12 protein-coding genes and 4 tRNA genes are annotated in these 13,714 nt (G+C 39.2%); 12 read left to right on the forward strand and 4 right to left on the reverse strand.

Translation table 11 applies throughout. The annotated features are described in order from the left end of the window. Positions 1 to 7 precede the first annotated feature (7 nt). Both NYR30_RS03195 and folD read right to left on the reverse strand, forming a co-directional pair. Complete coding sequence (locus NYR30_RS03195; RefSeq protein WP_066111305.1) at positions 8 to 1,942, reverse strand: PhoX family protein; 1,935 nt, start codon at positions 1,940 to 1,942, stop codon at positions 8 to 10. Between the two features lie 208 nt (positions 1,943 to 2,150). Beyond that, complete coding sequence (folD, locus tag NYR30_RS03200; protein ID WP_066111303.1) at positions 2,151 to 3,011, reverse strand: bifunctional methylenetetrahydrofolate dehydrogenase/methenyltetrahydrofolate cyclohydrolase FolD; 861 nt, start codon at positions 3,009 to 3,011, stop codon at positions 2,151 to 2,153. Positions 3,012 to 3,169: 158 nt separating this feature from the next. Between folD and NYR30_RS03205 the strand changes: the two genes are divergently transcribed. The 5 genes from NYR30_RS03205 to NYR30_RS03225 all read left to right on the forward strand — a co-directional run bounded on the left by NYR30_RS03205 (position 3,170) and on the right by NYR30_RS03225 (position 6,043). Next, positions 3,170 to 3,246, forward strand: a tRNA-Pro gene (locus NYR30_RS03205). A 29-nt stretch (positions 3,247 to 3,275) separates the two neighbouring features. After that, a tRNA-Arg gene (locus NYR30_RS03210) sits at positions 3,276 to 3,352 on the forward strand. Between the two features lie 172 nt (positions 3,353 to 3,524). Then, positions 3,525 to 4,169: a uridine kinase gene (gene udk / locus NYR30_RS03215; RefSeq protein WP_066110129.1), complete on the forward strand. Its 645-nt coding sequence runs from the start codon at positions 3,525 to 3,527 to the stop codon at positions 4,167 to 4,169. A gap of 15 nt (positions 4,170 to 4,184) precedes the next feature. Further along, complete coding sequence (dcd, locus tag NYR30_RS03220) at positions 4,185 to 4,766, forward strand: dCTP deaminase (protein WP_066110127.1); 582 nt, start codon at positions 4,185 to 4,187, stop codon at positions 4,764 to 4,766. A 2-nt stretch (positions 4,767 to 4,768) separates the two neighbouring features. Next, positions 4,769 to 6,043, forward strand: a complete 1,275-nt coding sequence (locus NYR30_RS03225; protein WP_066111301.1) for an AsmA family protein — start codon at positions 4,769 to 4,771, stop codon at positions 6,041 to 6,043. A gap of 48 nt (positions 6,044 to 6,091) precedes the next feature. Here the strand turns inward: NYR30_RS03225 and NYR30_RS03230 are convergent. Both NYR30_RS03230 and NYR30_RS03235 read right to left on the reverse strand, forming a co-directional pair. Further along, positions 6,092 to 6,168, reverse strand: a tRNA-Asp gene (locus NYR30_RS03230). A 29-nt stretch (positions 6,169 to 6,197) separates the two neighbouring features. Next, positions 6,198 to 6,274: transfer RNA gene (locus tag NYR30_RS03235), tRNA-Asp, on the reverse strand. 339 nt (positions 6,275 to 6,613) lie between these two features. On the opposite strand from NYR30_RS03235, the gene uhpT reads away from it, so the two are divergent. The 7 genes from uhpT to NYR30_RS03270 all read left to right on the forward strand — a co-directional run bounded on the left by uhpT (position 6,614) and on the right by NYR30_RS03270 (position 13,534). Beyond that, the gene (uhpT, locus tag NYR30_RS03240; protein ID WP_066111299.1) at positions 6,614 to 8,008 is read left to right on the forward strand and encodes a hexose-6-phosphate:phosphate antiporter UhpT; all 1,395 of its coding nucleotides are present in this window, start codon (positions 6,614 to 6,616) and stop codon (positions 8,006 to 8,008) included. 314 nt (positions 8,009 to 8,322) lie between these two features. Next, positions 8,323 to 8,928 carry a response regulator transcription factor UhpA gene (uhpA, locus tag NYR30_RS03245; RefSeq protein WP_066110121.1) on the forward strand — a complete coding sequence of 202 codons (606 nt, stop codon included), beginning with the start codon at positions 8,323 to 8,325 and terminating at the stop codon, positions 8,926 to 8,928. Further along, a complete protein-coding gene (uhpB, locus tag NYR30_RS03250) occupies positions 8,925 to 10,433 on the forward strand; it encodes a signal transduction histidine-protein kinase/phosphatase UhpB (RefSeq protein ID WP_066111297.1) in 1,509 nt (502 codons plus the stop codon). The genes uhpA and uhpB overlap by 4 nt, the downstream gene beginning before the upstream one ends. 2 nt (positions 10,434 to 10,435) lie before the next feature. After that, positions 10,436 to 11,710 (forward strand): MFS transporter, encoded by a 1,275-nt coding sequence (locus NYR30_RS03255; protein ID WP_066110117.1) that lies wholly within the window; start codon positions 10,436 to 10,438, stop codon positions 11,708 to 11,710. Positions 11,711 to 11,892: 182 nt separating this feature from the next. Next, positions 11,893 to 12,345: an ESPR domain-containing protein gene (locus NYR30_RS03260; RefSeq protein ID WP_302501865.1), complete on the forward strand. Its 453-nt coding sequence runs from the start codon at positions 11,893 to 11,895 to the stop codon at positions 12,343 to 12,345. 50 nt (positions 12,346 to 12,395) lie between these two features. After that, positions 12,396 to 12,701: a transposase gene (locus NYR30_RS03265; protein WP_302500332.1), complete on the forward strand. Its 306-nt coding sequence runs from the start codon at positions 12,396 to 12,398 to the stop codon at positions 12,699 to 12,701. Further along, positions 12,698 to 13,534: an IS3 family transposase gene (locus NYR30_RS03270; RefSeq protein ID WP_302502438.1), complete on the forward strand. Its 837-nt coding sequence runs from the start codon at positions 12,698 to 12,700 to the stop codon at positions 13,532 to 13,534. Before NYR30_RS03265 ends, NYR30_RS03270 begins: the two co-directional genes overlap by 4 nt. Positions 13,535 to 13,714 lie beyond the last annotated feature (180 nt).

Below are 13,714 nucleotides of genomic sequence, written 5' to 3' on the forward strand. Positions count from 1 at the left end.
GTTATGCTTAGGCACCAATCATTCCGCCATCTTCTTTCTGAATGACAACGGTTCCTGAACGAGGACGAGATTTACCTGAGGCATCTGGCCAAGTTGAAATTGCTGTCACCTCATTAGGATCAGTAACCCCGGAATCAGGTTCGCCAGGGTGCTGAATATTAATAAACATCGTTTTGTTATCAGGAGTAAAGGCAATACCGGTAATTTCACATCCTTTTGGTCCAGTGAGGAAACGTTTAAAATGACCATCTTCCGGTACTACTGCCAACATTTGATTATTCCCCATTCCTTCATACTCTTTTTTATTAATCGTACTGGAGGAAACATCAGTTTGTACCCATAAAATACCGTTAGGAGCAAAACGTAAGCCATCTGGGCTACCAAAAGCGTCGCCTTTAATATTACCTTGACCTTTGGCATTATTGCCTGCTAATGCAAAAATATCCCAGCTGAATTTATCCGCAGTGCCTTTACCGTCAGCTTCCTGCCAACGAATAATATGTCCAAAAACATTCTTATCGCGTGGGTTAGCGGCGTCTTTGCCGGCTTTGCCTTCTTTACCACGTTGTGAGTTATTGGTTAATGTGCAATACACACTGCCTTTAACATAAGGATCCGTAGCAATCCATTCTGGGCGGTCCATTTTAGTTGCACCAACTTTATCAGCAGCCATTCTGGTTTTAACTAAAAGATCACCTTGATTTTCAAAACCATTTTCCGGCGTTAAACCATTTTGCCCAAAAATAAGCGGTATCCATTCGCCTGAACCGTCATCATTAAAACGAGCAACATAAAGTGTTCCTTCGCTTAATAAGCGCATATTATGAGCACGATCATTGGCAATATATTTCTCTTTTGAAACAAATTTATAGATATATTCAAAGCGTTGATCATCGCCCATATAGACTACAGCGTGTCCGTCATCGCTAATATCTAACATTGCACCTTCATGCTTAAAGCGACCGAGTGCCGTATGTTTTACAGGAGTAGAATTCGGATCAAACGGATCAATCTCAACAATCCAACCAAAACGGTGTGGTTCATTTGGGGTTTTATCAGTGTTGAAACGATCATCAAATTCGTACCAACGATATTTATCCTCTTCGGCTTTTTTCATAATGCCATAGCGTTTATCTAATGCAGTAAATTCACCGCTATCACGCACAAAAATATCACTCCAGTTCTCTTCACAAGTGAGGTAAGTTCCCCAAGGTGTTTCACCATTAGCACAGTTTTGCATTGTACCTAATACCAATTCACCTTTAGGATCAGCTGCAGTTTGCATTAATTTATTGCCGCGAGCTGCCCCAGTTAATTGCATTGGCGTATGCGGAGTAATTCGGCGAGCATATTTTGAAGGGCGTACGACTTCCCATTCACCATTCTGTTTTTTCACTTCAATAATCGAGATACCCATTGCATTTTGTGATTTTTTCACTTTTTCTGCAGACCAAGTTTTATCGCCGTCAGGGAAGAGTAATCCGTTATCAACATATTCATGGTTCATTACCAATAAACCATGGTTATTGCCATCTTCTAAAGGGAAATAAGCCATACCATCGTGATTCATTCCTGCTTGAGTAGCTTGTTCTTCTGCCGTATTTGAAGCATTTGGTTTGAATGCTGGGCTATTACCATCAATACCAACAGGATCACCCCATAAATAGAATGGTGTTGCACGATACCCTTGTGGAACGACTACAGTATCGGCTGTTGAGAATGGTACAGAGGTAAAATCAAGAGAAGTCATTCTTCGAGGAGTTGTAAGCGGTGCTGCGAATAAATTCGGTGAGTAAAAAGCGGAAGGTAATAACGATATAGCGCTAGCAATGCTACCAATTTGTAAAATTTTACGTCGAGATAAACGAACATCTAGGATTTCTGAAATAGTTGGATTATTCGAGGGATTCATATTCACATTTTCCTGCAATGAACGAGTCATCAGTCTTCTCCTTGTTGTGTTGTAGTAAAAGTAATAAAAGTAATTTGCGTGGGGAAGTATAGTGAGCAAATATGACAAATTGATGACTACCGACAAGAAATGAGGTAATGAGAAATAAAAAGAGAACAAATAGTGGTGGAATTTTAAGATCTTGATAGAGATCTTTAGTGCAGATCTCTATCAAGATTAAGTAGATTGAATTTTTGTATTATTCAGTTAATCCTAAATGCTGGCGATATGCTTGCAAGGTATTTTCCATTAGCATTGCTACCGTCATTGGGCCAACGCCACCCGGAACTGGCGTAATGTAAGCAGCACGTTGTTGTGCTGTTTCAAACACAATATCACCGACCACTTTGCCATCAACACGATTAATACCAACATCAATTACAATAGCGCCCGGTTTTACCCATTCACCAGGTACTAAATGTGGTTTACCAACAGCAACCACCAATATATCCGCTTGTCCAACTAACTCTTGTAGATTTTTAGTAAAACGGTGGGTAACAGTAACAGTACAACCAGCTAATAATAGCTCCATTGCCATTGGGCGACCGACAATATTTGAAGCGCCTACGATAACTGCGTGTTGTCCATGAAGATCAATTCCAGTAGTGGCAAGTAATTTCATAATGCCATAAGGAGTACAAGCGCGTAAGGTTGGAATACGTTGACATAATCTACCGACATTATAAGGGTGGAAACCATCCACATCTTTAGATGGCGCAATTTGTTCAATCACTTTGACGCTGCTGATATGTTTCGGTAACGGTAATTGCACCAAAATGCCATCAACGCTATCGTCTTGGTTCAATTGGTCGATTAAATCGAGTAACTCTTGTTCTGAAATGGTTTCTGGAAGATTAAAGGATTTTGATTGAATGCCTACTTCAAGACAGCTTTTACGTTTATTTTCAACATAAATTTGTGAAGCAGGATTTTCTCCAACTAAGATAACGGCAAGACCTGGTGAACGATGCCCTTGCTGTACAATAGCTTGAATTTTTTCACTTAATCCAGCTTTAATTGATTTTGCTAGAGCAGTACCAGAAATAGTTTGAGCTTGCATTGATTTCTCCATGGAATGTTGCGTTTATAATTCGCGCTAGATTTTCTCAAAAAAAAGGGGATTTGATAAGGGTATGAGTTAATTTTAAGCGGTTATTTTTAAAATTTAAAAAAATGATTGACGGAGAGGAAATAAAAACTATAATGCACCTCACACGTCGGCGAGTAGCGCAGTTTGGTAGCGCAACTGGTTTGGGACCAGTGGGTCGTAGGTTCAAATCCTATCTCGCCGACCATTTTTTTATCTTCTATTCACTATTCCTTTGCGCCCTTAGCTCAGCTGGATAGAGCAACGGCCTTCTAAGCCGTAGGTCATTGGTTCGAATCCAATAGGGCGTGCCATTTAAATCTTCATAATCTTTAATTTTCTTACTTAATAAAAAATTGAACTTGTTGATAGAAAAAGAAAATTTATCTTGCTTCTGCGGTTGTGGTGGTTAGCTAGCTTCTTTATAATATGCAGAATTTTATCCTGTTTATTAGTGAAAATATTATGTCTCAAGCGAACCACTCAATGTCACAAGAAGAACCCTCTATTATCATCGGTATTGCCGGTGCTTCCGCTTCTGGTAAAAGTCTTATTGCCTCAACAATTTATAAAGAACTTTGTGAGGAATTAGGCTGTGAAGAAATTGGTATTATTTCTGAAGATTCCTACTATAAAGATCAAAGCCACTTAGATTTTGAAACCCGCACTAAAACTAATTATGACCACCCAAACTCAATGGATCGTGAATTATTGTTAGAACATTTACGAGCATTAAAAGCCGGGCATGCGGTGGATATTCCGGAATATAGTTATGTTGAGCATACTCGAACTGGCAATACGAAACATTTTGAACCAAAGAAAGTCATTATTCTTGAGGGAATTTTATTACTAACTGATGAACGTATTCGCGATGAGATTAATGTATCAATTTTCGTTGATGCTCCGTTAGATATCTGTTTTATCCGCCGTTTAAAACGTGATATGGAAGAGCGCGGTAGAACAATGGATTCAGTGGTGGAACAATATCGCAAGACAGTACGCCCAATGTTTTTTCAATTTATTGAACCTTCTAAGCAATATGCGGATATTATTGTGCCGCGTGGTGGTAAAAACCGTATTGCCATCAATATCTTAAAGGCGCAAATTTTACAATTATTGCGTAAAAAATAGTGAAAAGGTGAACCGATGAGATTATGTGATGCTGATATTGAACGCTATTTAGATGAGGGCAAAATTGTCTTATCGCCACGTCCAGATAATAGCAAGATTAATGGGGCAACAGTAGATGTGCGCCTTGGTAACTCTTTCCGCGTTTTTCGCGATCACTCTGCTGCCTATATTGATTTAAGCGGGCCGAAAGAAGCAGTTTCTGCGCAATTAGAACAAGTGATGAGTGAAGAGATCATTATTGAAGATGGCGAGCCGTTTTTCTTACATCCGGGTGTATTAGCCTTAGCCAGTACTTATGAATCGGTTAAATTACCAAGTAATATTATTGGATGGTTAGATGGCCGTTCATCATTAGCGCGTTTAGGCTTAATGGTACACGTTACCGCACATCGTATTGATCCGGGTTGGGAAGGCAGAATTGTGCTTGAGTTTTATAATTCAGGTAAATTGCCGTTGGCTTTACGTCCAAAGATGGTCATCGGTGCGTTAAGTTTTGAGGTATTGAGCGGTGAAGCTAAACGTCCTTACAATAGCCGTTCAGACGCAAAATATCATAATCAGCAAGGTGCAGTAGCCAGCAAAATTAATGAGGATTAGTGATGAAAAAATGGTGGGTAATTGGCAGTATCATTATCATTTTATCGGTAGTAATGATCGTACGCTATCAGCTCAACAAAATTACCCACTCGATTACAGAACGTATTGCCGCTGATTATGCAATTCAATTACAACCGACAGATTTAACCCTCTCCTATTTTCCGTTGGCATTAAGTGCCAAAAATATCCACTATCAACAACATAATTGGCAAATTGCCGCAAATGAAATTACTTTGAAATTTAGCTATCTCGGTTGGCTAACCGGCAAAGAGTGGATTAAACGTATCGACATAGCGGATGCTCGTTTAGCGCAGAATGATCACCTTTATTTAGATAAAATTGCTGCCAAAATTGAATATCACAACGCCGAGCATCACCAACCGAAAATTAGTTTGCTGTATGCTGAAAATCATCAGGTAACCGATATTCAAGGGCAGTTTATTCTGCAAACAATGCCGGATAAAGCACAATTTTCTCTACAACAATTGGCATTACAGTGGCAATGGCGTGAACCTATTGCGCAGATGCAAAAAGTACAAATTGCTGCTGATGTTATCGAGCTTTCGCAACAGGCTGATGATTTAGCGTTACAAGCAAACCGCCTACACTTAAATAGTGTTACATTGCCGTCGGTGAAAGCGATTGTTGGTAAAACACAAAGCGCAATGACGTTACTTTTTGCTAACAATGGAGAATTAACCATTCATAACCACAAAATTAATGACAAAGAAATCGAGTGGAATTTACAAGGTCAACGCATTGCTGCTACACAAATTTCTCAACTGTTAGGGTATCAGCCACTGGTGTTGGCTGATTTTGATTTGCAAGGTACAGCAACACAATATGACGGTCAATTGGCACAAGCGGCGTTGGATTTTGCTAGCGTTGGTGGTGGGCAAATTAAAGGGTTTAATATTTTGGCATTATTCGGTAACGCATTACCATTTGCGATTTCAGGATTAGAGCAAAATTTACAGGATACCAACTTTGAACATATCGAAGGACATTTACAAGGGAATCATCAGCAGTGGCAACTGCAAAATGGTGAAATTGTATTACATGATGTACGTCTAATTGGTCAAGGGCAAATCCATCCAGCAACGGCACAATGTGAATGGCAATTTGCGATTCAGCCGCAAAAAGCAGAATTTAGCCAATATCATCTTAATTTGGATCTTGACGGTAACTGTTTATCGCCAACATATCGTATTCGTTTAGATGATGCGATTAAAGACAAGTTAAAATCTAAATTGCAACAATTGTTAGAAAAGCTGTAAAACTTTAAGCTAAAGATTGGTAAATAAGAAATTAGTTGAAGGTTAGAGTGGCGGAACGGACGGGGCTCGAACCCGCGACCCCCTGCGTGACAGGCAGGTATTCTAACCAGCTGAACTACCGCTCCGCAATAAGAGGAAAAATCTTACAAAAAAATGGCGGAACGGACGGGGCTCGAACCCGCGACCCCCTGCGTGACAGGCAGGTATTCTAACCAGCTGAACTACCGCTCCGCATTTGTGGAGCGCATAATAATATTGTTGAGGAATGGCGTCAACTTCTTTTTTGTGATTTTGTGTTAATTGGTGAATTGATAAGCTAAATAACAGTTTATTGAAACGAAACTATATATAGACAAATAGTGTAACCTGTTGTTCATACAATATAGTAGGGTAACAATACAAAGGCACCACCGCAGTTTTTTTGCAAAAAAGTGACCTACATCACAAAATTTCATTAAAACTAACAAAACTAGGAATTTTTCCTAGTTTTTCTAAAGTATCTTCTCAAGGCATATTTTTCTTCTTTGATTAAGATTAGCGCCATCTTTTAGTTTGAATATCGAGGAAAATATGTTTAGTTTTTTACAAGAAGTTAGACAGCCTGTATTAGATCTTCCTGTCGAAGAAAGACGCAAAATGTGGTTTAAACCATTTATGCAATCCTACCTTGTGGTATTTATCGGTTATATGGCGATGTATTTGATTCGTAAAAATTTCAATATTGCCCAAAACGATATGATCGAAACTTATGGTTTAACCAAAACAGAATTGGGAATGATTGGTTTAGGTTTTTCCGTTGCTTATGGTATTGGTAAGACAGTAGTTTCTTACTATGCAGATGGCAAAAATACCAAACAATTCGTGCCATTTATGTTAATCCTTTCTGCGATCTGTATGCTTGGTTTTAGCGCCAGTATGGGTGGCGGCAGTGTCGCATTATTCCTAATGATCGCCTTTTACGCATTAAGTGGTTTCTTTCAAAGTACCGGCGGTTCATCAAGCTATTCCACCATTACAAAATGGACACCGCGTAAGAAAAGAGGCACATTCTTAGGCTTCTGGAATTTATCGCACAATGTCGGCGGTGCTGCAGCGGCTGGTGTGGCATTATTTGGAGCTAATGTGATCTTTAATGGTCATGTTATCGGTATGTTTATCTTCCCATCCATTATTGCCTTAATCATTGGTTTTATTGGTTTACGTTATGGTTCTGATTCACCGGAGGCTTATGGTTTAGGTAAAGCGGAAGAGTTATTTGGTGAAGAGATCAGCGAAGAAGATCGTGCCGCAGAAGAACAACAACTCTCTAAATGGCAAATCTTTGTTCAATATATCCTAAAAAATAAAGTCATTTGGTTATTATGTTTTGCCAATATCTTCCTTTATATCGTCAGAATTGGTATTGACCAATGGTCACCAGTATATGCTTACCAAGAGTTAGGCCTCTCAAAAGATGCAGCAATTTCAGGATTTGCCCTATTTGAAGTCGGTGCATTAGTGGGGACTTTCTTGTGGGGTTACTTATCTGATTTAGCAAATGGTCGTCGTGGTTTAACCGCTTGTGTTGCCTTAATTTTGATTGTCTTTACCTTAGAGTTCTATCAATTTGCGACTAATGAATATATGTATTTAACCGCACTATTTGCGTTAGGTTTCTTAGTGTTCGGACCGCAATTATTAATTGGTGTTGCTGCCGTAGGTTTCGTACCGAAAAAAGCGATTGCGGTGGCTGACGGTGTAAAAGGGACATTTGCCTATTTAATCGGTGATAGTTTTGCGAAATTAGGGATCGGTATGATCGCTGATGGTACACCAATCTTTGGCTTAACAGGTTGGTCAGGAACATTCGCTGCGTTAAATACATCGGCATTAATCTGTATGGCACTGCTCGCATTTGTTGCGATTGCAGAAGAGAAGAAAATCCGCCGTTTGAAAAAATCGCGTAAAGATGAAATGCAAGCCTAATGGTTAGCTGAATATGCAGTGTTGTCACTGCATATTCTATTTGCACTATAAACGTATTAATAGCATTAAGAGGTGTTAGAGAAATTTAAATTTCTATATATGTCATTGGATAGAATTGATGTGATCATTTTCTATTTGAAGATAGTGGACAGTAAATGGATGTATATAGATTTTGCCAATTTCTCTAACCCTCTGCCTTTTTGCCGTTCTAAGTATTTCTAATAACAACAATAAATCACCGATTAAACAAAATTAACTACTGCATATTTTTTATCCTAGTGTAGAATAGCCCCTTTTCCAAAAAGGTGAACAAGATGATCGATGTTGTATTGGTTGATGACCATATTATTGTCCGCTCTGGCTTTGCCCAATTGCTATCCCTAGAACCGGATATCCAAGTTGTCGGTGAATTTGGTTCAGTCAAAGAAACCCGTTTAGGCTTACCAAGATTAAAACCGAATGTTTGTATTATTGATATCTCAATGCCTGATGAGAGCGGTTTAGACTTATTGAAAGATATTCCTAGCACTATTCACTGCATTATGTTGAGTGTAAATGATTCAGAAGTCATCGTGAAAAAAGCGTTGGAGTTAGGCGCCAAAGGTTATTTAAGTAAACGTTGCAGCCCAGATGAATTAATTCAAGCAGTGAGAACGGTTTATGCCGGCGGTGTCTATTTAATGCCTGAATTAACCATTAAATTAGTTGCGGCAAAACAACAAAACCACTTTTTCCAACTGACCAAACGCGAACAAGAAATTTGTGAGATGTTGGTATCCGGGCTAGATGCCAAAGAGATTGCAGAAAAACTTAATCTTAGTTTTAAAACGGTACATGTGCATCGTGCGAATGCAATGAGCAAACTCAATGTAAAAAATAATGTGGAATTAGCGAATTTATTTAATCAACAGAAATTATGAAAACCTTATTTACTGCGCTATATAGCTGGTTTCTGATTGTTTGCACCTATTTTTGCTTATGGGTAATTTCCGATTACCTATTGGCAGATTCCGTTATCGCTTTTCTCTTTTTTCCATTCGCCTTACGCAGCGGTATTTTAATTCATACTGCGAAAAAATATTGGGGCGCTGTATATTGCGCAGAATATAGCGTACTGTTGTTATTAATCGCTTCTTATCCTGAACATAGTTACACCACGATTATTTTATTGAGCGTCCTCAGCTTGCCGATTTTACTGATCTTCAAAAATTACTATGTTGGTACGGAATTTAGACGCCTATTATTACAACTCTTGTTGATTCTATTATTAAGTTTGATCAATGGTATAGTGGTACAGGATCAACCTTTCTACTTTATCTTTTTAATTAGCTTTGCTGCCGCTATTTTATTAATTCCGGCTTGTTACCTGATTAGTAACTTTTTATTTGGTACTAAATGGCTGCCATTAACAGCTGCGTTGGTGAATAAACCGGTGATTCTAAGAAGTAAGCATATTCTGATTTACATTATTCTATTTCTATTAAATATCTTAATTCAGACGGCATTACCTGAAACTTTTAACCGTTTCGCACTATTTTATCTCTCAATTCCGATTATTTTGCTGGCGTTCCAATATGGTTGGCAAGGTGCGTTATTGGGGACGCTATTAAATAGTATTGCCTTAATTGGTACTGCGCATAGTTTTTCTAACTCGGAAATTACCGATCTGTTGCTGACTTTGTCGGCGCAAACCATTACTGGGATTTTTCTTGGTTTAGCGATTCAGCATCAGCGTGATCTTAATCATAGTCTGTCATTAGAATTAGCGAAAAATAAATATCTCACTCGTCAATTGATCAATGCGGAAGAGGCGATTCGCAAAGATATTTCGCGTGAATTACACGATGAAATTGGGCAAAACATTACCGCGATTCGTACCCAAGCCAATATTTTGAAACGGATTGATGATCGTGTTCAACAACTGCGCGTTGCCAATATTGTCGAGCAACTCTCGCTCAATATTTATGACACGATGAAAGGTTTATTAAACCGAATTCGTCCCCGTTTATTAGATGATTTAGATCTACAACAAGCATTACAAAATCTGATTATCGAATTGGATTTTGCCAGCCATCGGATTGAGGTAGATTTTCAGTGGCAAAAAACGGATCACATCGCTTTGGATCACGTGTTGGAAATTACTATTTATCGGTTATGCCAAGAGAGCCTAACCAATATTGTTAAGTATGCACAAGCGAGCAAGGTGTCGATGACAGTGATTATTGGCGACAAAATTTTACTAACGATTGCGGATAATGGCATTGGCTTTGATAGAAATAAAATCGCCGATTCTGGGTTTGGTATTCGTGGAATGCAGGAGCGCGTGAGTATGTTAGGTGGAGAATTTTCGTTACATTCCAAAACCTTAGTGCAAACGCCGCAACAACATGGCACCACCATTCAAATCACGCTACCTAGGGTGTAATTATGCAGCAACATCAGCAACAACAAGATCAACTTTATCGTTATTGGCGTATTCATCTGATGATCGCAATGTATATTGGCTATGCCGGCTTCTATTTTACCCGTAAAAGTTTTAATTATGCGGTACCGGCGTTGATCACTGATTTAGGAATCGATAAAAGCGATATTGGTTTAATGACTACGCTGTTTTACCTTACCTATGGAATTTCCAAATTTTTCTCAGGTGTTTTTTCCGATCGCTCTAATCCACGCTATTTTATGGCAATTGGGCTTATCTTAACTGGTGTAACCAATATCTTTTTTGGTTTGTCCAGTTCGCTATTTATGTTTATTAGTTTGTGGGTAATTAATGCGTGGTTTCAAGGTTGGGGCTGGCCTGCGTGCTCAAAGTTATTAACCACTTGGTATTCTAGAACAGAACGTGGCTTGTGGTGGTCAATTTGGAATACGGCGCATAATGTCGGCGGTGCGTTAATTCCACTGATTATTGGCTATTTAACGCTGCATTATAGTTGGCGGCATGGCTTTGTAATGGCGGGAATTTGTGCGATTGTAATTGGCTTATTGCTATTTTTACGCTTACGAGATACACCAGAATCAATGGGCTTACCGAGTATTGGGCAATGGCGTAACGATCAGTTAGAACTGGCGCAAGAGCGTGAAGGCACCGATCTCAATTGGCAGCAAATTTTACGCCGCTATGTCTTTTTCAATAAATATATCTGGTTATTAGCTTTAAGCTATACCTTAGTTTATATCGTGCGTACCGCCATTAACGATTGGGGCAATATCTATCTTACCGAGAAATATCATTACGATATTGTGGACGCTAATAGTATTGTGGCGTTGTTTGAAGTAGGCGGTTTTGTTGGCTCGTTGGTGGCAGGTTGGGGATCGGATCGCCTATTTTCGAGTAATCGTGGCCCAATGGCGTTGTTGTTTGCTATTGGGATTTTCTGTTCAATTCTAGCGCTATGGGTAATGACACAAGAAAAGATGGTGTTGCAAGGGGCGGTCTTTTTTGCGATTGGTTTTTTTGTGTTTGGGCCGCAAATGCTGATTGGAATGGCGGCAGCAGAGTGTTCACATAAAAAAACGGCAGGTGCCGCAACTGGTTTTGTTGGTTTATTTGCCTATCTTGGCGCAGCATTAGCAGGTTATCCACTCGCGTTAGTCACTCAATCATTTCACTGGACAGGCTTTTTTGTCGTGATCACCTGTTCCGCTTCGGTGATTGCTTTACTATTGTTACCGTTTTTGCGATTGCAGAATGAATAAAATGTGAACCAATCCATAAAAATTTAAAAAAGATCGTTTTTCTATAAAAAAATTGACAAAAAAGCGAAAAATAGCAGTATGATAACGTTCAGTGAGTTTTTGTTTGTTTCTTAAAGTGACAGCAAAGCAAGCTAACCTTTCTTTTTTACCGTTAATTTAGTAACACAACATAAGGAGCTATTATGAATCATACCTATCGTTTAGTTTGGAATGCCGTTAAGCAGTTATGGCAATGTGCTTCAGAAAATACTCGTGCCAAAGGTAAAAGCAGCACTGTAAAAACTGTTGTCAATAATCAAATTACCCCCCCCCCACAAGCATTTTTAACGCATGATTTATTATTTTCTTCCTCTCTTAAATTTCCTTTAACGCTTTTCACCACTGCTATTCTTTTTACTTTTACTAACTCAGCTTGGGCTGCAGAATGTCCGCAGCCTGATGGTTCGCAAAATCCTTTTATAATTACGGCTAATTGTGAAGGGGAACCAGGAGAGCCTGGTAAGCCTGGAGATGTAGATGGTAAACCTGCACTAAAACCAGCAATACAAGATACTAATACTAATTTAGAACTGATTATTAAAGCTAATGTTACTGGTGGAAAAGGTGGTGATGGTATTACTGTAGTGGTAGACTAATTCCGCAGTCCTCAATAGGTGGTAAACTATCACAAAAAGAGGACAATTTAATGAGAAGAACATTTAGCCCAGAATATAAAGCTGCGGCAGTAAAATTGGTGACCGAACAAGGTTATTCCATCCCACAAGCGTGCTTGGAATTAGGGATAGGAGAAACGGCATTACGTCGTTGGGTAAAACAAGTACAAGCAGAACAACAAGGTTATGTATTACCAGGCAGCAAGCCGATATCCCCCGAACAACAACGCATACGGGAACTGGAGAAACGGATAAAAATACTCGAAGAGGACAAAGAAATCCTAAAAAAGGCTACAGCGATTTTTATGTCTCTCGACAACGCCGCTACCAAGCGATAAAGGCATTAAAATCGTATGGTATCAAACGGGTGTGTGCGTTGTTTGAGGTATCAGAAAGTGCCTATTATGCCCAGTTAAGACAGGGTAGCAAGCCAAACAAATATGGACGTTTATCGTTAGAAATAAAGGCATTATTTGATGAAAGTCGAGGTTCAGCAGGTAAACGGACATTGAAAGCGAGATTACAGCATAAAGGGATTAAGGTAGGATTAGCGCTTATCCGTAAATTGATGAAGCAACAAGGTTTAGAGAGTAAACAACCGAAGAAACGTTATTCTTATCCATTTGCTGAGGGACAAACGATGCCATTTAATCATCTGTTAAACCGCCAATTTACTCCAGATGCCCAGACCACCGTATTGTGTGGTGATACAACCTATCTTAAGGTGAATGGAGAATGGCATTATCTTGCAGTTGTGCTGAATTTAGCTCATCGTCAAGTAGTCGGTTGGCGATTGCAAAGAGAGCATAATGCAGATTTAGTGGTAGAGGCATTAAATCATGCGATGCTAACGACAGCAAGGACAAAAGAGATGATATTTCATTCAGACCAAGGGAGTGTTTATCGGAGTTATCCCTTTACGCAATGTGTGAAACGTCATGGATTAATCCAGAGTATGAGTCGTCGAGGTAATTGTTGGGACAATGCGCCGATGGAGCGTTGGTTTAGAAGTTTTAAATATGAATGGATGTTAAAAGGGGGTTATGCTTCATTGTCGGCAGCGAAGGAGGACATTAAGAATTATGTATTTTATTATAATACTGTTCGTCCTCATGCTTACAATCAGGGATTACCACCCGTTTTCGCAAAACAACCTATCAGGGACTGTTAAATTAGTGGATCACTACAGATTTTCCGGGCGGCAAAAAAAGAGATTTTTCTCGCCAGCTCGAAAAATTGACAGCTTTTTTTGCCTGAAAATCTTATTTGCATTCGGGCAAGAGTGAGAGGGAACCCAAAGCTATTTTATAGAAGTTTTTGACAAGCCTAAATCTTAGATAAAAAATTCCCC

It is taken from the genome of Gallibacterium salpingitidis (assembly GCF_030517105.1).
Lineage (GTDB): Bacteria > Pseudomonadota > Gammaproteobacteria > Enterobacterales > Pasteurellaceae > Gallibacterium > Gallibacterium salpingitidis.

Coding starts and splice junctions, on each gene's coding strand:
- NYR30_RS03195 (WP_066111305.1), bottom strand. CDS start 1,942: ATGACTCGTTCATTGCAGGAAAATGTGAATATGAATCCCTCGAATAAT.
- folD (WP_066111303.1), bottom strand. CDS start 3,011: ATGCAAGCTCAAACTATTTCTGGTACTGCTCTAGCAAAATCAATTAAA.
- udk (WP_066110129.1), top strand. CDS start 3,525: ATGTCACAAGAAGAACCCTCTATTATCATCGGTATTGCCGGTGCTTCC.
- dcd (WP_066110127.1), top strand. CDS start 4,185: ATGAGATTATGTGATGCTGATATTGAACGCTATTTAGATGAGGGCAAA.
- NYR30_RS03225 (WP_066111301.1), top strand. CDS start 4,769: ATGAAAAAATGGTGGGTAATTGGCAGTATCATTATCATTTTATCGGTA.
- uhpT (WP_066111299.1), top strand. CDS start 6,614: ATGTTTAGTTTTTTACAAGAAGTTAGACAGCCTGTATTAGATCTTCCT.
- uhpA (WP_066110121.1), top strand. CDS start 8,323: ATGATCGATGTTGTATTGGTTGATGACCATATTATTGTCCGCTCTGGC.
- uhpB (WP_066111297.1), top strand. CDS start 8,925: ATGAAAACCTTATTTACTGCGCTATATAGCTGGTTTCTGATTGTTTGC.
- NYR30_RS03255 (WP_066110117.1), top strand. CDS start 10,436: ATGCAGCAACATCAGCAACAACAAGATCAACTTTATCGTTATTGGCGT.
- NYR30_RS03260 (WP_302501865.1), top strand. CDS start 11,893: ATGAATCATACCTATCGTTTAGTTTGGAATGCCGTTAAGCAGTTATGG.
- NYR30_RS03265 (WP_302500332.1), top strand. CDS start 12,396: ATGAGAAGAACATTTAGCCCAGAATATAAAGCTGCGGCAGTAAAATTG.